This window comes from Sphingobium sp. AntQ-1, assembly GCF_028538045.1.
Classification (GTDB): Bacteria; Pseudomonadota; Alphaproteobacteria; order Sphingomonadales; family Sphingomonadaceae; genus Sphingobium; species Sphingobium cupriresistens.
Map to the genome: position 1 here is coordinate 461,675 of NZ_CP117159.1, position 23,381 is coordinate 485,055.

The following is a 23,381-nucleotide window of genomic DNA, read 5'->3' on the forward strand; positions in this document are numbered from 1 at the left end:
AGGTTCAGGCAAGCGTGGCACACCAGGCATGTCAGTGGCGGCAGGAAGGGGTATCCCGCCGCCACTGCTGGCCTAGCCGTCTATGCGACCTGAAGCGGCCAGAACCTGCTGCTAGCCAGCCGAGGCGCCGGACGGAGACATCATGCCATGCATCTCCTTCATACAATCCGCGGAGCTCATCTTCATCATGTCGCAGTCGCAGTTGGCCATCTTCGCGGTATCAGGCACCCAGACGCGCCGCTGAGCCGGTCCCGTGGCGCGCGGGCCATATTGGGGAACCGACTTCCACTCATAATGACCGGATTGTTGGCTGTGGTCGGGCTGGCCGGCGAATGCGGCGGCAGGCGCGGCAAGGGCTACGCCCAGCAGGGCGTAGAAAACACGGTTTTTCATGACTGTAATCCTTTGGCAAATCATCGTGGTAGCCGCAGATCGGACAGGATGTTTGAGTGCGCGATAGGCGCACCGATCCTGTCAGCCTGACGGCTGTGGTCGATCAGCCAAGGATAGTCGGTGGTTCAGGCTCGGGGGTCAGATCACTGCCATGCAGGGTCGACGTCGTGGTCCAGAATGCCATAGCTCCGTGAGCCACCGGCGATGCCGGGACGCGCGGCGCGTCGCGCAGAACCATCGGAACGACACAGCCCATTGATGCGACGCAGTCGAGCGTCAGCCCCTTGCAGGGCTTGCCCGAGGGCTGTTGTTTCTGAGCCATCGCATTCATGCAATCTGCGCTCATTCCCGAAATCGCCATCGGCGCGGAAACCGGGGCCGGGTTAGAGGCATAGGCCGCCGCTTGGCCCATGAGGCCAACCAAGGCTCCCAGCAGGAGGAAGAGATGCAGTACCCGTTTCACAGCCGTTACTTCTTACACCCGTCCTTATCGTAGAACAACGACATCATCGTCCGCCATGACGCGCAAAGACATGCTGTCCACCTGGACCGAAGGCGACGACATTATAGGGGTCCACGTGTTGCCCCGGGACTTCCATCCCCGGCGAGCCCATCGGCATCCCGGCAACCGCAAGTCCACGCACGCCGCGCGGCTTCTGGGCAAGGACGCGCTTCATGTCGGTAATCGGGACATGACCCTCGAATGCCATGCCGTCTACAATCGCTGTATGGCAGGATGACAGGCCCGAAGGAACGCCTTGGGTCCGCTGGAAGCTGGAGCGCTGGCGATCGTCGATGATGGTTACTTGGCGCCCGAACTGCTTACGCACCTGCGCCGCCCACTGCGCGCAGCAGCCACAGCCCGGATCGCGGTGAACCACGATAGGCGTCGCCGCCGCGCTGGCGACCGAAACCGACGCAAGGACCAACGACAATGCGACTTTGAGTTTCATATCGTCCTTCACCGCACCCATTCATCAAGGCTACCACTCTTCATAATACGCGCGACCGCCGCCTACCCCTCAAAAAGTGGCAGACGGTCGCAAGATTACCGTAGCGATCACGAACCGACATTCGTCGATGGGCAATCCAGGGTCGTTGCAGACCTCTCGCACTCGCGTCGATTTATGCAGTCGAAAAGCATTATTGCACCCGAGCAGGCCGCATTTCACATCTCAGCGACCCGGTCGCACGGCCGTAAGTTGACCGTTCGGAGTCCCGCATTCCCAACAGACGTGACGTATCTTTTCCTGTTCAATTCCACGTCGAGCAGAGCGACCCTCAGATCACATATTTGTCCCAGCTCGCATAATGTTCAGCGCTGCGCTTGCCGCGCGGAAGGCTGAGACCGACGAGGGCGAGCCCTATGATCACCGAAACGATCGTTCCCAGGTGGCCGGCCCCCGTCAGCAGGAAAGGGGCAGCAACCAGCCAGGCGCCGAGCGCGCCATTGATGAAGCGCACGGCGCGGGCAACTTCGGCGGTGGCGATGATCGCGACGGTGATGACCAGGGCACCAATGACATGGTCGCTGTTCGCCATGGCGCCCTCATTGCCCAGTGTCACCCGCGTGAGCATGAGGAATGCGCCGAGCGCGATACTGACCGCCAGCGTCCACGGCAGGGTCAGCCCCCGCTTTGCATCGGCCCAAAATGCGGCAGGCGACGACATCAGGTCGGAGGCGTCCTCACTGCCGGCCTCGCTCGCGTCGCCCTGGAAGAAGGTGCGAATCAGCGGCTTGCCGCGGCATTTCGCCCACACAAGGAACTGACCCATGGCGATGACCTCGTCGAGCGCGAAAGGGATCATGATCAGCATGGCGAGGGCGGCGATCAGCGCCAGCGTGCTCCAGGTGCCAATGACGATGGGCTGGCTGATGATGAAATAGATGCTGACCACGCCGAGTGGAATGACCAGGATGCCGAAGAAGGTCACCATCCACGGCATCGTGCGCCAGCGGTCGCGGGTGCCCATCACCGCCATCAGGATCTCGAGCACGTAGCTGATGGTGCCGAGACCGCCGTCGGGAATCGGCCACGCCTTTGACATGTTAGACGTGATGATCTCCTCGGTACCATTGCGCGGATCGCTCAACGAGCCGACAAAGAAGGGTTCCCAGACGCTATCGATGTGGCCCAGTTGGTATGCCGTCAGGATGCGCGAGGTAAGAAGACCTATCAGACCCATCACGACGATCGGCAGCCGCTGGGCATCGGTAGACGGGGAATAGGTCCAGCCGGGTGGGATGTTCTTGGGGTCCATCATCCCTGCCATGCTCATACCCGGCATCATCGGCACGAGCACCGACAGCGCGATCACAGCCGAGCCGATGAGCAAATCGTTGTTGTACTGCGCCGCGCTCGGGCTCCAAAAGATCAACGGCGCGAACAGCAGCCAGATCCCAACGAATGCGACCGCCCACTGAGCCCACGTCTTGGTGCGTGGTACAAGCGACAGCGCACCGAACAGCGCGATGGCAAGCCCGCTGACAAGATCGCTTACGGCCAGCGCGCTTGCACGCCACTCGATCGACGGCAGACCGCGATCGAGGGTTACGAACCGCGCCGCCTCACCGACGCGCTGCGCGGTCATGGAGTCGTAGATGAGCGGGCTCGAGGCGAGCCACAGACCGAGGCCGATGTTGGCGTAAAGCGCCCAGCGCGCACGGCGCTCGTCGCGGTCCATCATGGCCATGTGATCGCCATGTGCACCGTGGCTGGGCGTCGCCATGTCCCCATCCCCGGGCCCGTGCCCCATAGCGGCATGGTCCATGTTGCCATGGTCCTCAGCTCCGTGCTCCATGCCGGGCATCGCGCCGGCTGCCGCTTCAGGCGGGTTATGGTCCAGCTCGGCCGGCTTCGGATCGGACTTGTCGTTCCAGGCGACGAGGTTTTCGTTGAGCTTGTTGTTCCGGTACCAGGCGCGCGGGTGGCGCTTCAACGCCGCAACGATCGTCGGAAGCGTTTCGCGAAGACTGTGCTTCGGCTCCCATCCAAGTAGCGACCGTGCGCGCGAGATATCGAGAATGTAGTGGTCGTTGCTGCTGTCGATCATCCAGGGCTGGATGAAATCGTCGTCGCCGAGTGCCTCGTTCTGAAGAACGATACCAGCCTTCGCGAGCGGCTGCGGGATGCGGATCGTCTTCCAGCCCTCGCCGTGGAGCGCCTCGCCGACGATGTCCTGGATTTCGGCGTAGCCGGGGGCATCGGGTTCGCCGATGAGCAGGGGCAGTTCAGACGGAAGATCGTGCCGCCGATCGACCAGGCGCACCACGGCTTCCGCCAGGTCATCGCGGTGCACCGATGATTGCGCCGCGCACAGCATGCCAGGATAGAAATGCGAGATCAGGCGGTGCTCGTAGATCTGCGATATCTGCTGTGCGAGGAACGCTGAGCGCCCATCGTCGGCATAGACTCCTGCGGGTCGCAGGTAGACGACGGGTATCCGTCCGTGACGCTCGTGCAGCAGCGCCTCTGTGTCGACTTTGGACTGCGGGTACGCCCAGGAGGCACCGATCGGCGATTCCTCGTTGATGCGCTCCTGCGGAGTGGCGGTCGGTTTATGGACCAGCATCGTGCTGGCGAAGACGAATTGCTCGACATCGAATGACTGGAGTCCGTCGATCAGCCGCCGTGTCCCTTGGACGGTTACCTTGTCGTAGAGCGGATTGGGATCGCCAGAAATGTCATAATACGCGGCGAGATGAATGACGGAAGCAATGCGGTTGCCGTATCGCGCGCGAACCTCCTCGAGCGCAGCGTGAACCGCTTCATCCGAGCCGACATCAATGTCGATAGCGGCGGCGGGCGGTGGTGGCTCGGGCGGACCGGCGCGATCGAGACCGACGACCGTGTAGCGCTCGCCGAGCCGGGCGATCAGGGCCGCGGCGATAAAACCGCTCGCTCCGGTGACGAGGACGATCTCAGAAGCGCCTTTGGCGCCACTCGGACCGCTGCGCTCGATGTCGGTCATACTTCCACCATCCTGCTTCTTTCGCGAAGAGCGTCGATCGCTGGATATTTGAGCAAGATGCGCATGACGAAGCCTTTCCGACAGTACCCGATCATGTGCCCATCCTGTTTACTTCGAAGAACACACCTCAGGAAATCGGCTTTCGTGTATCTATTCCGGTGCTTTCGTCGGTTTGCGGTGGCGGGGGCGACGCACCGCGATCGCGATAGGAGGGCAGGTCCGGAGCGCCATCCGGCGCCGGGTTAGCTTGCAGGCGCGCGATCATCTGTTTCATTTGGGCGATCTCGCGTACCTGCGCGTCGATGATGCCATCGGCCAGCTTTCGAACCTCGGGGTCCTTGATGTGCGCGCGCTCGCTGGTCATGATCGCAATCGAGTGGTGCGGGATCATCGCCTTCATGTAGGAGACGTCGTCGACCGTTTCCTGGCTCCGCACCAGCCAAAGCGCTAAACCAAAAATGGCAGCGCTACCGAGCAGGATGCCGATATTGAGGCGGGTGTTCTTGTACATGCCCCACATGAAACTGAGCATGATCACCGCCATGACCGCGCCCATGACGAGCGCCATCCAGGTGCGCGTCTGGCTGAACTGGACATGGCTCAGCGCATAGGTGTTGAGATACATCAGCCCGAACATCACGACCGTAGACGTCGCAATCATCGCCACGAACCGGCCATAGCCCATGCCTATGCCCATGCCATTCTTCTTGTCTTCCATTGACCGACTCCGTCCTACCTCTAGGCTCCTCACCCTCCTCGGCTGCCAAGGGGGCATGCCTGCAACTCACTTCATACCCAAAGGGATCCAAGATCACCTGGAGTATGACCGGGAGGATGGACATTCAACTTTGATCATAGCCGGGTTTCCGCTGCGCCGTACCTCTGCATTGTTCAGCCAGGCTCTTGGGCGGCGACGCTTAACCGGCCAAGTTCTGAGGGCGCCCTGATGTCGACCGGCTTTGTCGCTATCAATTCCTTGAGCGGCCCGAGCAGCTATGATGATCCTGTTGCATACTGCGGGCGTGAGTGATTTGATCCTTGTACCGCCCGACGGCACCCTGGACCGCGAGAATCGCCCTAATTTACAGGCCATCGAGTACGCGTACCCCTTATCGCCAGAGCACAACCCGCTAGTAGCGGGAGCGTATCAAAAGATGCGATTAGTGCGACGACGTTTTGGCACGGGGTTTGCCCGGAGCTTTGATGGGGCTTCGTAACATTACGCATATTGAGTCGGGAGCCGGGTCCATAGTCTTGGTGGCGAAGAAAGGTTCTTCACCGCCAGTTTTCCTCGGCGGGTCTTGTAAACTCAGCCAAGGAGGCTTCCACCATGTTGCTCAAGAAGAAGATCACCATCGCGCTTGCAGGCCTCGCCGTGCTCGGCGCCGCGCCTACCTACGCCCAGGGCATCGGCCACAGCTTTTTCATGCGTGGATCGATCGTCGGCAAGGACACGACCGGAACGGTCGTTTGTGTGGGTAAGGCCGACGGCGCGACCGTAGGCCAGGTCCTCGAGGTCTACCGTGTGGAAAGCACACCTGGACCTTCGAAGACCCCCGGCGCGGGCTTCCGGCGCGTGGCCGTCGGGCACGTCAAGATCGATCACATTTTCGATGACCATTTCGCGCATGTGAGCATCGCCGACGGCACGCCGAAGGTCCACGACATCGTCGAACTCCGCAGGAAATAAGTCGGCAGCGGGGACGGCGACCGCCGTCCCCACCATCAACGCCACCTCGCTGCAGAACGAGACCGGCACGATCGCTCGCAACCAAGCGACGAACACCGGCCTGGGTGCACGAGACATGAATTGAAAGGAATCGAGATGCGCTTCAAGAAGTCAATATCGATGGCCATGGCGAGTATCGCCCTCGCCGGCGCGGTCCCCGCTCTGGCGACCGGCATCGGCCACAGCTTTTTTATGCGTGGATCGATCATCGGCAAGGACACGACCGGAACGATCGTGTGTGTCGGCAAAGCAGATGGCGCGACAGTCGGACAGGTGCTTGACGTCTATCGCGTGAAGACGCTGCCCGGCTCCGGCTACAAAGGAAGCGGCCCCGCTTATCGCCGAGACCTCATCGGCCACGTCAGGGTCGATCATATATTTGACGACCATTTTGCGCATGTGAGCGTCGCCGACGGCGCTCCCGCAGTTCACGACATCGTCGAGCTCCGCAAGAAATAAGGGCGTGCCGGGGAGGGGCTTGCCGCTCCCCATGATGCCTGATGGCGGCCGCAAGCGACGAAAAGTCGCGCGGCCTTTGAGCGGACAGGAGAGCGGCGATGATCGACCGACGTCCAAATATTTCTCTTGACCCTGGACCTAGGTCCAAGCGGCACTGTGCCTCCGAGACTTGCCATGTCACGGCTTAGAATCGGTGAGCTGGCCGAGGCTGCCGGCGTTCGAAAGGACACCATACGTTATTATGAGCGCACCGGCCTGCTCCCCGCTCCGCAACGGACCAGTGCAGGATACCGCGTCTATCATCCTGCAGACGTCGAACGCATCAAGTTCGTTCGCGCTGCACAGGGGCTCGGTTACACCCTCACCGAAACGCACGCGCTCCTGCTGGTGCGGGCCGGAGACGCCCTCGCCGGGTCGGATATCCTCGCCGTCACGCGGGTCAAACTGCGCGAAGCACTGGTCAGGGTGGAACAGCTCAAGCTTATCGAAACAGGCCTTGAGCAGCTGGGTGAAGCGCCCTCGCACGAAGCCGAAAGCGACCCTTGCCCGATCCTCTTTCTGGTTCGGGACGGGCGGCTGTCTCAATTGGCCGCAGATCAGCCAGAACAAATGTCCGTGGGAGAGGACCACACCACCTGCACAGGGAAGGACTGAACATGAAATACTCTATCTCGCTGGGATTGCTACCACTGGCGCTGCTCGGCGCTTGCGCGACCCTTCCGCCGACTAGCGCGCAGATCGCGAGCTGCAAGGCCATGGAAGACAATATGGGTCTCGCGACGCCCCATGATCACAACGAGATGAAGGGACAGGGGCGCAACCCGATGAATCTCTCGCACGATCGCTGCCTGCAGATTCTCAAGCAGCAATGACACCCTGATCTGTCGGTCGAGCACGCTTATCAAGCTCGTCCGACGGGATTTGCGTTCGACCGCTCACTCTCATTCGGAGACACATCATGAAGACTCACCTCACGAATACGTCCGGGAAGATCGTCTCGGGGCTCACAGCCCTTGCGCTTCTCGGAACGCTTGCTGCGTGCGGCAAGAAGACGGACGGCACGCAAAACCAGGCTGCCTCCAATGCCTCTGCAAGCGCGCCCGGCGCTCTTGAAAACGACACCGCCGCCGCCACGGACTCTGTCGGGACCGACAACACGGCGGCCGATATGGATGAGCGCCACCGTCAGGATATGGACCACAGCGACATGCGCCGGGGTGGGCCGATGATGCCCAATGGCGCCCCGCCTACGAGCACGCCCGACAACAGTCAGTCCGCCCCGATGAAGGATATGTAAGCCGAGCAGGCTGAAAACCCCGGCACTGCCCGACCTGAGCAAGACCAATTCGAAGGAATAATGCCGCGACCTTTCGAATGGTCGCGGCAACGGAGACGCGCCATGACATATTTCACGATCGGAAAGCTGTCGCGTGCGCTCGGCATCCGTCCCGATACCATCCGCTATTACGAGCGCAACGGTCTGCTTCCTCCGCCCGCCCGGTCTTCTGCCGGTTACCGCACCTATGGCGACGCCGATCTCGAGCGCGTGCGGTTCATTCGCAAGGGGCAGCAGCTGGGTTTCACGCTTCGCGAAATCGGAAGCCTGCTCGATTTGCGCGCGTCCGACACCGCGACAACCGCCGATGTCCTGGCCATCACCGAGAGCAAGATAAATGAAGCGACCACCCGTATCGATGATCTGACCCGCATCAAGACCGCCCTGTCCGCCCTGTCCGCCCAATGCTCGATCGACATTCCCATCGCGGATTGCCCGATCCTCGCGCATCTCGCGAGCATTCCCAGGGGAAGCCCACCTGGCGACGGCGGCCCTCATGCCGCCCGCGCAGTGAAGGCGTCCATATGAGACCTGTTTTGCAGCGTTTGGGTTTACTGCTGCTTTGGGCAAGTCGGCGCCAAGCGCGCGCGCTCCTCAGCCGAGCAAGTTTAGCCTTGGCTGTTATCGCTGCGGTTGGCGGCCTGGCCCAGCCTTCTGTTGCCGAGCATCTGCCCGGTCAGCATTTGGGCTCGAAGACGGATCTCATCGGTATCTGGTCATTCGACGCCCGGTCCGGGTGCAAGACCGGTACAGCCTGGGAGTTCCGGGCGGATGGATCTTATAATGAGATCAGTTTGCCCGACCGTGCACCGCAGGCCACCGGGACGTGGTACGAACGCGGTGACATCATCTTTTATTCCCTGGCGCGGCCAGAGACAGTCGCCCCGGGGCGGCCTGACAAACGCATGGTGATCATCGAACGCGAACCCGATCGCCTCGTCGCATTGGGAGGTCGCAGAGTTCGCCACGTGATGCACAGGTGTCCGTGATGACCGAGAGCCTCATTGTGGAGGGCATCCACTGGATCACGCGTGCCATCGAAGTCACCGGGACGGCGATCATCGTCGTGGGCGCCGGTTCTTCGCTGATCAGATTCCTGCAGCAATCCCTGAAAGGTCCGATCGACCAACATGTCGTCGGCAACTTCAGGTCGAGCCTCGGTGAAGCCATTCTTCTCGGACTCGAATTCCTGGTTGCGGCCGACATCATCAACACTATCGCGATCCAGCCAACGCTTAGCAGTCTCGCGGTCCTTGCCGGCATTGTGCTGATACGAACCTTCCTGAGTTTCTCGCTAGAGGTCGAGATCAAGGGTCGTTGGCCCTGGCAGCGGGCGACGGGAACCCCGCGCGATGATTGAGCATCGGCGCCGGCTCCGGGCGCCCGGGCGACAACGCCGGGGAAACAGGAAACTACGTATATTGGCGAAAATCGATTTGTGGTCCCTCGGGGCCGTTGCCAGCCGGATGTTCGGCCGGTCATAGCAATGGAGTATTGATCATGATCATGACGCGTTCTTCCCGCTTGCGCGCGCTCGCCCTAGGGGGTGCAATCGTGCTGTCGCCCGCCATCGCCTCGGCCCAGGGGCAAACCACCGGCCATCCGTCGACCCAGTCTGCGCCCTCCGCCAACGGGTCGATGCCGGCAGGCGGCATGGAGAAGCACGACGCGATGCCAGGCATGGCCGGCATGCCGATGCAGGACGACAAGATGCCTGCGGCCATGCCTCCGATGGCAAAGAAGGCCGGATGCTGCGGCATGAAGAAGATGCCGATGGCCAAGCACAAGGCAGCCCCGCACCGCCGCCATGCGAAACCCGCCACCGCGAAGCCGGCGCCGATGCCCGCGGACAAGCCGATGCCCATGAAGGATGACATGTAAGGAAGTCCTCAGGTGACGCGCCCTCACAACAACATCACCGGCCTCAAGCTATCGCGGGCTTTGAGGACGAGCGGTATCGCACTCGCGCTGGCGATGATCTCCGGATCACCGCCAGCGTCGGCGCAGATGGCCGAGTCAGAGCACGCGTCGCATCATCCAGCGGGCGGAGCCGCCGCGCCAGCGGCGATGCCAGCGGGCAACGTGATGGGGGCAGCAGCTCCGGCCGCGGCGAAAGCTGCCGATCCCATGGCGGCGATGATGAAAGGGATGATGGTGCCGTCGCCGGGTACCAAAATGGGCGCGGGACCGGCGGGATGCTGTGGAAACGGCGGCGCCAAACCCTTCTACCCCTCGCTGATGGACTGGCCCGTCCTGACCGATGAGGCACGACGGACGGTACGCGCCGCGGCTCTCGCCCGCCTGGGGTCAGGCGCCGAGGTCCTGACCGCGGAGCAAGCCCGGCTTCACCACGCTCTCATGTCGAACGACACGAAAGGAGCCCAGGATGCGATCAGGGGCGCCCGCGAAGGCCTCGCACTCGCGGACAGCGGAGCAGGCGCGCTCAGGGGCCTCGAAGAGGGCCGCCCTCCCCGGCAGATTGCCCTGAGCTGGTTCAAGACCCAGTCGGGTTTTGCCGTCAGCGACCAGATGGCATACGGAAACGAGCTGGCGGGCCTTTCCTGGTGGCACCTGATCGCGATGGCGCTGCTGGCGGCGGCTCTGGTTGCGGCGCTGCTACTCCGATGGGCGCGGCTGCGCCGCATCGCAAGCTTGGTGGAGCGGCTCGCACCAGGCGGGGCTACACCACCGGCCAGTCCGGCCACCTCTCCGGCCCCGGCCCCCATCGTGCCGGCGCCCGCTGCTCCTGCAGGCGCAGCTACGCCCGGCAGCGCCACGCCGGCAGCGCCGCGCCTGTGGAAAGGCGTCCTGCGGATCACCGCGATCTTCGACGAGACCCCGAGCGTCAAGACGTTCCGGCTCATGGAACCGAACCGCGGGCCGATGCCGTTCACGTTCCTGCCCGGCCAATATGCCTCGATCACCTCGGAGATCGAAGGCCAGAAGGTCCGACGATCCTACACGATCTCGTCGTCGCCCACACAGCGCGACTATATCGAGCTCACGATCAAGCGCGAACAATATGGGCTGGAATCGCGCCATCTCCATGATCATGCCGCTACGGGCGACCTTCTCGAGATTGCGGCGCCCGCGGGCCGGTTCTTCTTCACCGGCAAGGAAGCCGAGGGGATCGTCCTGATCGCCGGCGGAGTCGGCATCACACCGATGATGAGTGTGCTGCGCAGCCTGACGGACCGCTCCTATGAACACGACATCTACCTCCTCTACGGTGTCAACACGCCGACGGATCTGATCTTTCGCGAGGAATGCGACTATCTGGCGCGGCGCCACCACAAGCTTCACATCGTCTCCATCGTCGCAAAGCCCGAAGGGACCGACTGGGCCGGGCCTTCCGGTTATTTGACGGCCGATTTCATCGCCGCTTCCGTTCCCGAAATCGCCAGCAGGCGCGTTCACCTGTGCGGCCCGCCGCCGATGATGGACGCGGTGAAGGCGGCGCTTGCGCAGCTCAAGGTGCCGGCGGAGCAGGTAAAGACGGAGGAATTCGCGCCCCCCAAGGGCGGACCCGTCCTTGAAGATGAACCGGCGGAGACCGCGACCGACAGCTCGGCATCGGCCGCCCCGCAGACGCCGCCCGCCATTCCTTCCGCGCAGGCGACGATCGCTTTTTCGAAGTCCGGCAAAAGCGGTGCACTCGCACCCGATCAGTCCGTGCTCGAGGCGGCGGAGGCCATTGGCGTGGCCATCGACTATGAATGCAGGGTCGGCATCTGCGGAAGGTGCAAGGTCCCGCTGCGGCAGGGCCAAGTGACGATGGAAGTGGAAGACGCTCTCGCCGCCGACGAGAAGGCCGACGGTATCATCCTCGCCTGCCAGGCAAAATCGGTGGGCGATCTCGTGGTGGACGCTTGAGATGACCGAAACCGAGAAAGTAACGGTCGGCGCTCTCTTGACCGCTCTTGCGCTGCTGGTCCCGGCCTTCCTGCTGCATTCCGCGCCGCGGTTCCCCGGGAGCCTGGCGGGAGGCCTGTTCGGCATCGCCGCCGCCCTGCTTTTCGTGCTCCTGCTCGTCTACAGCATCGTGAAGCGGCAGGCGTGGGTCAAGCAGCGCACGCAGCGTCTCGTCTCGCTTGGCGGACTGCTCAGTTTCCATGTGTATGCCGGCGCGATCGGCGCGCTGCTCGGGATTATCCATTCAGGGCACAAGTTTCAAAGTCCGATCGGCATCGCCCTCGTGATCGCGATGCTGACAGTCGTCGTCACGGGCTTCATCGGCCGATATTATCTGGCGCAGGTCGGCCAGGAATTGCGGTTTCAGCAAAAGGAACTCAAGGTCCTGCGCGACCGCTATGACGTCCTGGCGGCCGTATCGGCCGATCTGCACGGTCAGAACATCGTTGATCCATCAGGACTGCCGCTGGACTCGCTGCTCGGCGCGATAGCCGATCTCGAATTCACGATTACCGCACGCGACGTCATCAAGGCCACGCTCGACAGGTGGATCGTCGTGCATATCGTCGCGGCGATCATCATGTACGGATTGCTGACGATGCACATCTGGAGCAGCATCTACTTCGGCCTGCGGTGGTGGCCATGAACCGGACGACCATCGTCTATCTGATCCTTGCGACGCTCGCGGTGGCCGCCGCGATCGCCGTCCCCCTCACCATCTACCGCTCGGGCAGCACCGCGCTGCCGCAATGGGCGTCGTCGGTTCGACCCGGGCCGCTATCGAACGCCCATGCATTTCTCGAAGGCAAGTGCGAGAGCTGTCACACGCCCAATCGCGGGATCAAGGCCGAAACCTGTATTGCCTGCCATGCGTCGGCGCCGGAATTGCTTATGAAGCCGGAGACCGCCTTCCACGTTAACGTCACGGAATGCGCCGGCTGCCATGTCGAACATCAGGGGAGAGACATTCGGCCGGTCCGCATGGATCATGCCGTACTCGAGAAGATCGCCCAGCGTGGCATGAACCATCCCGCGGGGCTCGACTGCCAGTCCTGTCATGCCCCCCGGGACACGCATAAGGGCTTCTTCGGCACGGACTGCGCCAGCTGCCATCTCACGAGCAGCTGGAAGATCAGCGGATTTCTCCACCCCAGCCCCAAATCAACCGAATGTTCGCAGTGCCACAAGCCGCCGCCGAGCCATAACATGATGCACTTCGAAATGATGGACAAGACGATCACCGGCGAGAAGAGCGCCCGCGTGGAGCAGTGCTTCGCGTGTCACCAGACCGACTCATTCAACAATATCAAGGGTGTCGGCATGGTGAAGGTCCATTGACCCGTCATAGGGGTGTACCGGCAACAGTCGCTACGCGCGCTTTACTCCAGCCCGAAAGAGCAATTCGAGGATTTCCCGGAGTTGGAAAGGGCGCTGCCCGACAGCTTTTCCTCGCGCCACGTCCGTTCGCGCGAAAATGCCGCTGCCCGCAGACCACATTCACGAAACCGAACTCAAGGATCCGTAACCGGCCGACCAAAGAACTGGAAAAATGGGACCAGCGTGCACGAGAACCCCGTTGGCGCGCGAGCCGGATTCCCAACAGGACGGCCCTTTGATGAAAGCTCCACGCCCAAAGGCGTCTCGCACCCGCCGATTGCGACGCATCCGCCAAATATTTGGCCCAGGATTTATTGCCGGAGCCGCCGACGACGATCCCAGCGGGATTGCAACCTATGCGCAAGCCGGCGCGGCTTATGGATATATGCTTGGCTGGACCATGCTTCTCACCTGGCCGCTTGCCGCGGCCGTGCAGGAGATCTGTGGTCGAATAGGGCGAAGTACCCGCGCCGGGCTGGCTGAAACCATTCGTCGTCGTTGTCCATCACCCGTTCTAAGGCTCGTTGTCCTCCTCCTGTTCATCGCAAATATCATCAATCTCGGGGCCGACCTGGGTGCAATGGGCTCGGCGATGTCTCTCATAGGCGGCGGTCCCCCGCACCCCTGGGTGATCGTCTTTGCGCTTGCTTCAACATTGCTCGAGACGTTTGTGGACTATCAGCGATATGCCCGGCTCTTGCGATGGATGACCCTGGCGCTCCTGGCTTATGCGGCGACGGCATTTGTGGTGCATGTATCCTGGGGCTCGGTCTTGCGCGGGCTTGTAGTACCAGCCATGCCCGGCTCGGGAGCGTGGATGCTGGTGGCGGCGATCTTTGGCACCACGATCAGCCCCTATCTTTTCTTTTGGCAGGCCTCGCAGGAAGCCGAAGAAGCGGGCCTGGCCAGCGCTGGTGATGCGGAGCCAGGGCCAGACTGGCAAGTGCGCCGTATCCGACTGGACAGCTGGCTCGGAATGCTGTTCTCGAACGTCATTGCCATCTTCATCATCGTGACGACGGCCGCAACTCTGAATGTCGCTGGAACCACCCAGATTGATACGGCTGCTCAAGCGGCCGAGGCGCTTCGACCGCTTGCAGGCGATTTTGCCTTCGCGCTTTTCGCTGTCGGAATCATCGGGACCGGCATGCTCGCCATTCCGGTGCTCGCCGGCTCTGCGGCCTATGCCGTTTCTGAAGCATTTGGTTGGCGGACCGGCCTTGCGCAAAGCGCTGGGCGGGCCAAGGCCTTCTATGGCGTAATTGCTGCCGCGGGGTTGCTGGGTGTGCTTGTGCACTTCTCCTCGATCGATCCGATGAGGGCATTGCTATGGAGTGCTGTCGTCAACGGCTTTGTTGCAGCCCCACTTATTGCCCTGGTGATATGGCTCGGCTCGGATTCCGAAGCGATGAACGGCCAGCCCATTCCTCGGCGGCTGCAACTGCTCGGTGGCGCAGCCTGTCTGGTCATGGTCGGTGTTGCCATAATGACCACAGTTTCGTGGATCGCCCCGACCGCGCGATAAATGATGATGATCCCCTGGCGATCCAGCGCTCGCACGCACAGATCAAGCTTGGCACGAGATTGACGCGTTCCGCCCTCAGCAATTTCAGCATCGTGAATCCGGCCGACGCGCGGCCTGGCTCAGGCGACGCCGGTCAGCAAGTCCTGCGCACATTACGTAACGCGACGTGTGTGTGCTTGCCATAAATCGAAGAAATGCAAGCCAATCGCCCAAGTCACCGCGCCAGCATTAACGCCGTCAGGCCGGCGCGGCCGCGCAATCCTGTGTCCAAGCTGCTCAGGCGTGGAGACAGAATATTGGCCTTGACTCTGGACGGTGGTCGAAGCCCGACAACATGGTCGGATCATGAACCCCATTGCTCGGCAACCGTCGTCTTGCCGCGGCGCGAACACGAGGGAGCAGCGGACGCGGCCCCCAAGGCGGCATGAGCCGCTCTGAGAGATATTTTCATATTTGAGGTCGAGCATGAACCACTCTGTGATCATTCCCCCGCTCAAGCGTATCGCTGTCGTAGGAACCTGCATTCCAAGGCAGTGTGGCATCGCCACCTTCACCAACGATCTGCAGCAGGCGTTGAAGAACTGCGATTCCGATCTCTCTTCAATGACGATCGCGTTGACGGACGATGCCAACACTTACGCCTATCCGCCCGATGTCGCCCTGGAGATCCAGCAGGCCTCGCCCGCGTCCTATGCAGTCGCCGCCGACTTCCTCAACGTGTCGAACGTCGATCTCGTTTCTCTTCAGCACGAGTTCGGGATCTTCGGAGGTGAGGCCGGTGAATTCATCCTTGGCCTTCTCAGCGGCCTCAACGCTCCGATCGTCACGACGCTGCACACCGTACTGGCCAACCCCAACCCTGCACAACGTCGCGTCATGGATGGCATCATCAAACACTCATCCCGCCTCGTCGTCATGGCGGACAAAGGACGGCGCATTCTGCAGGACGTCTATGATGTCCCGACCGAGCACATCGCCGTGATACCCCACGGCGTTCCGGACCGCGCCTTTATCGATCCGGCGATGGCGAAGCACAAACTGGGACTTGCAGACCGGACCTTGTTGATGACCTTTGGCCTGCTTGGTCCAGGCAAAGGTATCGAAACGGCAATTCGCGCAGTGCCGGCACTCGTTCGCGACCATCCCAATCTGCTCTATATGATTGTCGGCGCGACCCACCCCAACCTCGTTAGGGATGAAGGCGAACGCTATCGCGATAGCCTCGTTGCACTCGCAACCGAACTCGGCGTCATCGAGAATATTTGCTTTGTCGACCGTTATCTCTCACTGGATGAGCTGCTCGACCATTTGGCTGCATGCGATATCTACCTATCGCCTTACCCCAATGAAGCGCAGATCGTTTCAGGAACGCTCGCTTACGCTGTTGCCCTTGGTAAAGCGGTCGTCTCCACGCCCTTCTGGTATGCGCAGGAACTGCTCGCCGACCATTGTGGCGTGCTGGTGCCTTTTTCGGAACCGGATGCACTCGGAGCTGCCGTCGCTCGATTGATCGTCGATGGCGCGTCGCGTAGCGAGATTAGAACCCGCGCGTACGAGCGCGGTCGCGCGATGATCTGGTCGAGCGTGGCGAAGCAGTACCTGAAAGTCTTCTCCGATGTCCGATTTGAAAGACGCTCCGGCGCTTCTCGGGCTATACGTCCTGTAAATGACGAAGCCTGGAACAGGGCGCTTCCACCGATAAACACGGACCATCTCGCCGCTCTTACCGACATGGTCGGCGTAACCCAGCACACAAAATTCGCGGTTCCGGACCGGAGACACGGCTATTGCCTCGATGACAACGCGCGCGCGCTGTTGCTTCTCTCCGAACTATCGACGCTGCGTTCTCTTACTCCACACGAGGAGCAGCTTGCGTTGACATATGCCGCATTCGTTGAGCACGCCTGGTCGCCAAAGGATAACCGCGTCCACAATTTCATGGGGTTCGACCGCACATGGCTCGACGATGCGGGAGCCGACGACGCGCATGGCCGCACGGTCTGGGCGCTGGGGGCGGTCGCAATGCGAAAAGACGATCGATTCCTGGACGGATGGGCCGCCGCGCGCTTGCTGGAGATGGCGCCGGCGTTGGTAGCGCTGACCACGCCGCGTGCCTGGGCCTACGGGCTGCTCGGCATCTCAAAGCTTCTCCGGCGCTTCCCGGGCCATCGCAATCTGGAACAGCTGCGAGGAGAACTGTCCAATCGCTTGTTCCAACGTTGGTCTGACGCCGCCGCGCCCGACTGGATCTGGTTCGAAGACAGGCTCGGCTATGACAATGCCCGATTGTGTGAAGCTCTCATCGAAAGCGGCCATGACACTGGCAACGAGTCTCACCTTGATGCCGGCCTCGATACGCTGCGCTGGCTGATGACGCTGCAGACGGCTGAAGCTGGGCACTTTCGGCCGATCGGAACCGAAACATTTGGAAGCGACAGGCGGCGCCCGCAGCCGTTCGACCAGCAGCCTCTCGAGGCTTGTGCAGCGGTGAGCGCATGCCTTACCGCGGCCCGAGTCACCAGCGACGTCCGGTGGAAGCGCGAAGCGCGCCGGGCCTTCAATTGGTTTCTCGGGGCAAACGACCTTGGCATCCCCGTCGTGGACGTCGAACGAGGCGCCTGCTTCGATGGTCTCCATCCAGACCGGCGCAATGCCAACCAAGGCGCTGAATCGACGCTCGCATATCTTTCCGCACTGACCGCGATCCTGAGCACGGCCGAACAGGATAGCTCGTCGAGCAGAGCGGCACGCGTAGTCGAACTCTGCGCGGCCGGTACTAAGCCTCTCAGGCGGGTACCCAACGGGGTCCGAACAGGTCTTCCCGAAGACCGCCCAGAAGCTCAGCTTTCCTGTGGATGCCCAAATCCATGACGACGGTATCGGCTCAGCCGGCTGAAAAGGCCCGAGCGCTCAAAAGGTCCGCGACCGACTCCATCGGTCCGTTGGCGATGGATGCCGTACAGAAAGCTGAGGCATGAGCAGATGCGTATAGCGATGATCGGCCTCGGCAGGATGGGTGCCAATATCGCGCGCCGTCTGATGCGCGGCGGTCACGAGATCGTCGCCTATGATCGGAACCCGCCGCTGGTGGCCATGCTGGCCGGCGAAGGCGCGACCCCCGCCGCTTCGCTTGAGGAGGTCGCAGCCACGCTGGAGGGGCCGCGCATCTTCTGGGTGATGCTGCCAGCCGGACCGCCGACGGAGAGCACGATCGAGACGCTGATGGGCCTCGCCTCCCCAGGCGACATAATCATCGACGGCGGCAACAGCTTCTACAAGGACGACATCCGCCGGGCGAAGCTGTGCGCCATGAAGGGGCTCCACTATGTCGATGTGGGCACCTCAGGCGGCGTGTGGGGCCTCGACCGAGGCTATTGCATGATGATCGGAGGCGATGCTGCGACGCTCGTCAGTCTCGATCCTCTCTTCGAGGCCCTGGCACCAGGCTTCGGGACGATCGCACGCACGCCGGATCGCGGCGATCCCAACGAGGATGCCCGTGCCGAGAAGGGCTATATCCACACCGGTCCCGCCGGCTCGGGCCATTTCGTCAAGATGGTGCACAACGGCATCGAATATGGCTTGATGCAGGCCTATGCTGAGGGGTTCGACATCCTGAAGGGCAAGTCATCGGCCAAGCTGCCGGAAGACGAGCGCTTCGACCTCAACCTGACGGACATCGCCGAAGTTTGGCGTCGCGGAAGCGTCATCTCCTCGTGGTTGCTCGATCTGACCGCAACGGCGCTCGCGAAGGACCAAATGCTGGAACAATTCTCCGGCCAGGTCGCGGATTCCGGCGAGGGTCACTGGACGATCGAGGCGGCAATGGAGGAGGCAGTCCCTGCCTACGTGCTCTCAGCGGCACTGTTCGCGCGCTACCGCAGCCGCGTCGACACAACGTTCGGCGACAAGCTGCTCTCGGCGATGCGGTTCGGCTTCGGTGGCCATGTCGAGATGCCGCAATGAGCGATGCTCCGACTGCGCCCTCTGCCACCTTCGTTATCTTCGGCGCACTCGGAGACCTCGCCCGCCGCTTGCTGATACCCGCGCTCGTCAACCTCGCTCGGGCCGACTTGCTGAAGGAGGATTTGGCGCTCGTCGGTGTCAGCCATCATGACATCGACGACGAACAGCTGCGCGCGGCGCTTGACGAAGGCGTGGAGGACGATGCCAACTGGCAATGGCTCCGCAGTCGTATCCGCTATTTGAAAGGCGATTTCGCCGACCCGGCAATGTATCAGGGTCTCGGCCGCCAACTCGCCGGCAACGCGATATTCTACCTCGCCACCGCGCCGACTTTCTTCGGGACCGTCGTCAATCAGCTCGGCGATGCAGGACTGCTCACCGAGACCGATGGTTTCCGCCGCGTCGTGATCGAAAAACCGTTCGGGACCGACCTTGTCTCCGCGCAGGCGCTGAACCGGCAAATCCTTTCCCGCGCCAGCGAGTCCCAGATCTACCGGATCGATCATTTCCTTGGGAAGGAGACCGTGCAGAACATCATGGTCACACGCTTCGGCAACACCATGATGGAGGCCGTCTGGAACAACCGCTACGTTGACCATGTCCAGATAACGGCGGCCGAGGCAGTGACCGTCGGCACCCGCGGCAGATTCTACGACGCCACCGGCGCATTGCGGGACATGGTTCCCAATCATCTCTTCCAGCTACTGGCGATGATAGCGATGGAGCCCCCGATCAGCTTCGATGCCGATGCGATCCGCACGGAGAAGGAGAAGGTGATTGCCGCCATCCTGCCGATCGACCCGGCCGAGGCCATTCGCGGGCGCTATTGCTCGGGCTCAGTCGCTGGCAAGGCCGTTCCCGCCTATCTCGACGAGCCCGACGTGGACCCTGCCAGCCGCACGGAGACCTTCGCCGCACTCAAGTTGCACGTAGAGACATGGCGGTGGTCGGGCGTGCCCTTTTATCTACGCACCGGGAAGGCGCTGGCGACCCGTGATACCGAGATCGTCGTCCAATTCCGCGACGTGCCGCTGGCGCTTTTCCAGGAGACGGTGGTGGACCGGCTGCCCCCCAACCGTCTTGTGGTGCAAATCCAGCCCGACGAGGGCATCAGCCTCGAGTTTGTGGTCAAGCGGCCTGGGCTCGTCGTGAACACTGCGCCAGTGGCAATGGATTTCCGCTACCGTGACCATTTCGACGTTGGCCACCAGACCGGCTACGAAACTTTGCTGTATGACGTGCAATCCGGCGACCAGACGCTGTTTCAGCGCGCCGCGCAAATCGAAGGTGGCTGGCGCGCTGTGCAGCCGCTCCTCGATCTGTGGACGCAGGGCACTCCCGAGGACTATGCCGCAGGCAGCGCCGGCCCAGAAAGTGCGGATGCGCTGATGCACCGCTCGCATCGACGCTGGCATCACCTGGGATGAGCAGCCCTATTCGCCTGATCGTCTCCGATATAGATGGCACGCTCGTCCGCCAGGACAAAAGCCTCTCCGAAGGCGTCATCTCTGCAGTTGGACGCGCCAGAGCAGCTGGTATTGCGGTGAGCCTGATCAGTGCTCGCCCGCCCAGCGGCATGCTTTGGATCGCGAGACGGCTGGAACTCCCGGGCGTCATCGGCGCTTTCAATGGCGGCACGATCGTCGAGACGGATGGGGCTGTCATCTCGGCCGACCAACTCGATCCCGAGTGCGCCGCGCGGACGCTCGCCCTGCTCGAGCACCCAGCCGTCACGCCCTGGCTGTTCACGGGCGGCCTCTGGTACGCACGCGCGGCCGACGATGTGTACGTTCCGCGCGAGCGCCGCGCGGCAAACATCGAGCCGATAATCAGGGACAACTTCGCGGGATTGCTCGCACACACTGACAAGATCGTCGGCGTCAGCAACGACCAAGCACTCCTCGCGCGACTTGACGGCGATATCGCGGCAGCGCTCGGACGCTCTGCGACTGTCGGCCGTTCACAGCCTTACTATCTCGACATTACCGCCGCCCAGGCCAACAAAGGTGATGGCGTCGCCGCCCTGGCAGCCGCGATCGGAGTGCCGCTCGCCAACGTTGCCGTCTTGGGGGACGAGCGCAATGACCTTCCAATGTTCGCGCGCGCTGGCCTCTCAATTGCGATGGGACAGGGTCCCGACGCGGTCCGCTCAGCCGCTGACCAGGTGACTGTGTCGAACGAGGAGGACGGCGCTGCCCAGGCGATAGACAATATCATCCAGACGGAGGCTGCGAGATGATCCAGCCATTGTCGGTCGCGCCATCGATGTGCGCGACGAGGTGGCGCGCAAAAAATGTGCAGCGCCGCACGAGCCGGGCCAAAGGCGGATCCGCTGCGGCATCTTGGAAAGGCGCATCGCGTTCGGAGATCCACCAGAGCCGGCGATCGTGCCTTAGCGCCGCCTACCTGCCGAGCGACCGCACCCTGATTGGAGTCCACCGATGAAGCGACTTTTCGCCTTCGATCTCGACGGCACGCTGGCTGAAAGCAAGCAGCCGATCGACCAGAATATGGTCGAGTTGCTTGCCGCGCTGCTCGATCTCGTCGGCGTCGCGGTTATCTCCGGTGGCGACTGGCCGCAGTTCGAAGCGCAAGTCGTGTCGCTGCTGCCGAGCAGTGCCAACCTCCGGCAGCTCTTCATTATGCCGACGACGGGCACCAAACTCTACCGTTTCGAGAGCAGCTGGAAACCAGTCTATGCTGATGTGTTCGACCCCGACGAACGCCAGCGCATTCTGCGCGCGTTTGAACAGGCTCTGGACGAGATGGACCTGGCGCACGAGAAGATATGGGGCGAGCGGATCGAGGACCGCGGAAGCCAGATTACTTTCTCTGGACTTGGACAGGAGGCGCCGCTCGATGCAAAGAAAGCGTGGGATCCCGACTTCGCCAAGCGCAAGGCACTGCAGGCGGCGCTTCGATCACGACTGCCGGAATTGTCCGTCAACGTGGGAGGATCAACCTCCATCGACATTACTCGCCAAGGTATCGACAAGGCCTACGGAATGCGCCGTCTTTCCGAGGAATCCGGCATTCCGCAGTCGGCCATGCTGTTCATGGGGGACGCGATCTATCCCGGTGGCAATGACGATCCCGTTCGCGCAGCCGGAATCGACGTAATCCCCGTGCGAGACGTGGCGGAGACCCGAACCGCGATCATGGCAATCCTCGCTTGCCTCGCGCCTGATCCCGCTCTGGCCGAGCAATAACCACAGGTGCGAGATGACCCGCCGCCCGGGCGCGTCTCACGCCGGCCGGAACAAGAATTCTCCACCCGGCGGCCGACTATTCCCTGTGAGCCAAAGTGACCTACTCCATCACATCGAGGAGATTGTCGATCGATGCCGTAGCGAAGGCAGTAAAGCTGTCCGCCACGCCATAAGGGAGCAACATCGTCCGACCCTGAACAATCGCACCGCAACTGTAGACGACGTTGGGCACGTAACCGTCTCGCTCGTGGGGACTGGGGAAGAGCACCGGGCGCGGCGTGCGGGCCAGCAGCTTCGATGGGTCGTTCTTGTCGAGCAGACACGCGCCGATGCAGTAGTTTCGCACCGTGCCGACACCGTGGGTCATCACCAGCCAGCCTTCGTCGAGCTCGATCGGCGACCCGCAATTTCCCACCTGCACGAATTCCCAGGGGAACTTTGGCGTAATGAGCTTTTCGCCCCCTTCCCAGTTCAGCAGCTCATCGGAAAAATGTAGCCAGATGTTCTTGCTGTCCTGACGCCCAAGCATTGCGTACTTGCCCGCGATGCGCCGCGGAAAGAGGGCCATACCCTTTCCGCTCGAGGCGCGACCGCTCAGAACGCGCATGTCGAACGACCGAAAATCGGACGTCGTCAGCAATTCCGATCGCACTTGGCCCCCGCCGAACGCGGTATAGGTTCCATGATAGATCATGCTGCCGTCATCTTCGCAGAAGCGGACGAGGCGCGTATCTTCGATGCCTTGCGTTTGGCTTGGCAGTACCGGGAACAGCACGGTCTCCGAAATCGACCTGCCACCAGCGCAGCAAAGGCGCGCCGCTACGCCCTCACCTCTCGGACAGGTATCGATAAGGGGCGCTACCGATGTCGGACTGGCATCATCGACGACGAGCGCTCCTCCCGGCGTCCAGGTGCCAGTGCGGAACGTCACGGACGACACATGTCCCTCGCCAATTCCCCGCAACGAGATCACGAAACGGATGGTGCCTTCGGCAAGACCCGACTGGTCGGGATGGAGTACCGCGCTTGGATTGAACAAGGCGGCCGCCTCATATGCAAATTCCTCGCTGCAATAGGCACCGATCAATCGTCGTTGCGCAGCGTTCGTCCGATCAGCGCCTTTAATCCGACCGGCGATATCGTCGAATTGGCGAAGCAGCATGGCATCAACATCACGATGGTTCTCGTCCAGCGACAGCGTCACGCCTTTCAACTGGCGGGCCAACTCAGCCTCGTCGAGACCCATGATCAGGTCGACTGTCTCCTGCGTGCGGGATGGACCGTCGTCGAAGCCTCTGGGGTAACTCGGCTCAAATGGCCGGACGACAGTGCGTGATGGATCGGGTCGAAGCACGCGGTCGTAAAAGGTGAGCTTGGCGCGTTCGGTCATGCCGGCCGGTCTCCACCCAGGGCGCTGCCGCGACCAAGGAGATCTATGACCGCTTTGTGCCGGTCCCACGGTACGAGAAAACTCGCCCCGGGGTCGCGGCACGTGACCCGCCG

General features: G+C 62.1%; 24 protein-coding genes. 18 read left to right on the forward strand and 6 right to left on the reverse strand.

Annotated features, from left to right (window positions below):
• Positions 1-111: 111 nt before the first annotated feature.
• The 5 genes from sphantq_RS21000 to sphantq_RS21020 all read right to left on the reverse strand — a co-directional run bounded on the left by sphantq_RS21000 (position 112) and on the right by sphantq_RS21020 (position 5,050).
• On the reverse strand, positions 112-393 hold the full coding sequence (locus sphantq_RS21000) for a hypothetical protein (RefSeq protein WP_024018517.1): 282 nt from the start codon (positions 391-393) through the stop codon (positions 112-114).
• Positions 394-496: 103 nt separating this feature from the next.
• Complete coding sequence (locus tag sphantq_RS21005; protein ID WP_024018516.1) at positions 497-856, reverse strand: hypothetical protein; 360 nt, start codon at positions 854-856, stop codon at positions 497-499.
• A 43-nt stretch (positions 857-899) separates the two neighbouring features.
• On the reverse strand, positions 900-1,346 hold the full coding sequence (locus sphantq_RS21010; RefSeq protein ID WP_031308719.1) for a DUF411 domain-containing protein: 447 nt from the start codon (positions 1,344-1,346) through the stop codon (positions 900-902).
• Between the two features lie 328 nt (positions 1,347-1,674).
• Positions 1,675-4,365, reverse strand: a complete 2,691-nt coding sequence (locus tag sphantq_RS21015; RefSeq protein ID WP_272800327.1) for an NAD-dependent epimerase/dehydratase family protein — start codon at positions 4,363-4,365, stop codon at positions 1,675-1,677.
• Between the two features lie 127 nt (positions 4,366-4,492).
• Positions 4,493-5,050, reverse strand: a complete 558-nt coding sequence (locus sphantq_RS21020) for a DUF305 domain-containing protein (RefSeq protein ID WP_037529695.1) — start codon at positions 5,048-5,050, stop codon at positions 4,493-4,495.
• Between the two features lie 645 nt (positions 5,051-5,695).
• Between sphantq_RS21020 and sphantq_RS21025 the strand changes: the two genes are divergently transcribed.
• The 18 genes from sphantq_RS21025 (at position 5,696) to sphantq_RS21110 (ending at position 21,878) form a co-directional block, all read left to right on the forward strand.
• Complete coding sequence (locus tag sphantq_RS21025) at positions 5,696-6,055, forward strand: hypothetical protein (protein ID WP_024018512.1); 360 nt, start codon at positions 5,696-5,698, stop codon at positions 6,053-6,055.
• A 135-nt stretch (positions 6,056-6,190) separates the two neighbouring features.
• Positions 6,191-6,553 carry a hypothetical protein gene (locus sphantq_RS21030; RefSeq protein ID WP_024018511.1) on the forward strand — a complete coding sequence of 121 codons (363 nt, stop codon included), beginning with the start codon at positions 6,191-6,193 and terminating at the stop codon, positions 6,551-6,553.
• Positions 6,554-6,727: 174 nt separating this feature from the next.
• Complete coding sequence (locus sphantq_RS21035) at positions 6,728-7,207, forward strand: MerR family transcriptional regulator (protein WP_082679233.1); 480 nt, start codon at positions 6,728-6,730, stop codon at positions 7,205-7,207.
• Between the two features lie 2 nt (positions 7,208-7,209).
• Positions 7,210-7,425, forward strand: coding sequence for a hypothetical protein (locus sphantq_RS21040; protein WP_024018509.1), 216 nt, complete (start codon positions 7,210-7,212; stop codon positions 7,423-7,425).
• 86 nt (positions 7,426-7,511) lie between these two features.
• On the forward strand, positions 7,512-7,850 hold the full coding sequence (locus tag sphantq_RS21045) for a hypothetical protein (protein ID WP_024018508.1): 339 nt from the start codon (positions 7,512-7,514) through the stop codon (positions 7,848-7,850).
• Positions 7,851-7,952: 102 nt separating this feature from the next.
• Positions 7,953-8,417, forward strand: a complete 465-nt coding sequence (locus tag sphantq_RS21050) for a heavy metal-responsive transcriptional regulator (protein ID WP_272800328.1) — start codon at positions 7,953-7,955, stop codon at positions 8,415-8,417.
• A complete protein-coding gene (locus sphantq_RS21055) occupies positions 8,414-8,878 on the forward strand; it encodes a hypothetical protein (RefSeq protein ID WP_031308715.1) in 465 nt (154 codons plus the stop codon). The genes sphantq_RS21050 and sphantq_RS21055 overlap by 4 nt, the downstream gene beginning before the upstream one ends.
• On the forward strand, positions 8,878-9,249 hold the full coding sequence (locus sphantq_RS21060) for a DUF1622 domain-containing protein (protein ID WP_024018505.1): 372 nt from the start codon (positions 8,878-8,880) through the stop codon (positions 9,247-9,249). Before sphantq_RS21055 ends, sphantq_RS21060 begins: the two co-directional genes overlap by 1 nt.
• A 134-nt stretch (positions 9,250-9,383) precedes the next feature.
• Positions 9,384-9,770, forward strand: coding sequence for a hypothetical protein (locus tag sphantq_RS21065; RefSeq protein ID WP_088181972.1), 387 nt, complete (start codon positions 9,384-9,386; stop codon positions 9,768-9,770).
• 12 nt (positions 9,771-9,782) lie between these two features.
• Positions 9,783-11,762 (forward strand): FAD-binding oxidoreductase, encoded by a 1,980-nt coding sequence (locus sphantq_RS21070; protein WP_024018503.1) that lies wholly within the window; start codon positions 9,783-9,785, stop codon positions 11,760-11,762.
• 1 nt (position 11,763) lies between these two features.
• A complete protein-coding gene (locus tag sphantq_RS21075; protein ID WP_024018502.1) occupies positions 11,764-12,447 on the forward strand; it encodes an iron reductase in 684 nt (227 codons plus the stop codon).
• Positions 12,444-13,139: a cytochrome c3 family protein gene (locus tag sphantq_RS21080; protein WP_024018501.1), complete on the forward strand. Its 696-nt coding sequence runs from the start codon at positions 12,444-12,446 to the stop codon at positions 13,137-13,139. Before sphantq_RS21075 ends, sphantq_RS21080 begins: the two co-directional genes overlap by 4 nt.
• A gap of 238 nt (positions 13,140-13,377) precedes the next feature.
• Positions 13,378-14,703 (forward strand): NRAMP family divalent metal transporter, encoded by a 1,326-nt coding sequence (locus sphantq_RS21085; protein ID WP_226949255.1) that lies wholly within the window; start codon positions 13,378-13,380, stop codon positions 14,701-14,703.
• Positions 14,704-15,168: 465 nt separating this feature from the next.
• Positions 15,169-17,574: a glycosyltransferase family 4 protein gene (locus sphantq_RS21090; protein ID WP_024018499.1), complete on the forward strand. Its 2,406-nt coding sequence runs from the start codon at positions 15,169-15,171 to the stop codon at positions 17,572-17,574.
• 111 nt (positions 17,575-17,685) lie between these two features.
• Complete coding sequence (gene gnd, locus sphantq_RS21095; protein ID WP_024018498.1) at positions 17,686-18,669, forward strand: phosphogluconate dehydrogenase (NAD(+)-dependent, decarboxylating); 984 nt, start codon at positions 17,686-17,688, stop codon at positions 18,667-18,669.
• Complete coding sequence (gene zwf, locus sphantq_RS21100) at positions 18,666-20,096, forward strand: glucose-6-phosphate dehydrogenase (protein WP_024018497.1); 1,431 nt, start codon at positions 18,666-18,668, stop codon at positions 20,094-20,096. Before gnd ends, zwf begins: the two co-directional genes overlap by 4 nt.
• Entirely contained in the window at positions 20,093-20,908 is an 816-nt protein-coding gene (locus tag sphantq_RS21105; RefSeq protein WP_024018496.1) for a Cof-type HAD-IIB family hydrolase, read from the forward strand. Before zwf ends, sphantq_RS21105 begins: the two co-directional genes overlap by 4 nt.
• A 202-nt stretch (positions 20,909-21,110) precedes the next feature.
• Positions 21,111-21,878: an HAD-IIB family hydrolase gene (locus tag sphantq_RS21110; protein ID WP_024018495.1), complete on the forward strand. Its 768-nt coding sequence runs from the start codon at positions 21,111-21,113 to the stop codon at positions 21,876-21,878.
• Between the two features lie 100 nt (positions 21,879-21,978).
• Here sphantq_RS21110 and sphantq_RS21115 read toward each other — a convergent pair whose 3' ends face one another.
• Positions 21,979-23,268 carry a glycoside hydrolase family 130 protein gene (locus sphantq_RS21115; protein WP_024018494.1) on the reverse strand — a complete coding sequence of 430 codons (1,290 nt, stop codon included), beginning with the start codon at positions 23,266-23,268 and terminating at the stop codon, positions 21,979-21,981.
• Positions 23,269-23,381: the final 113 nt, after the last annotated feature.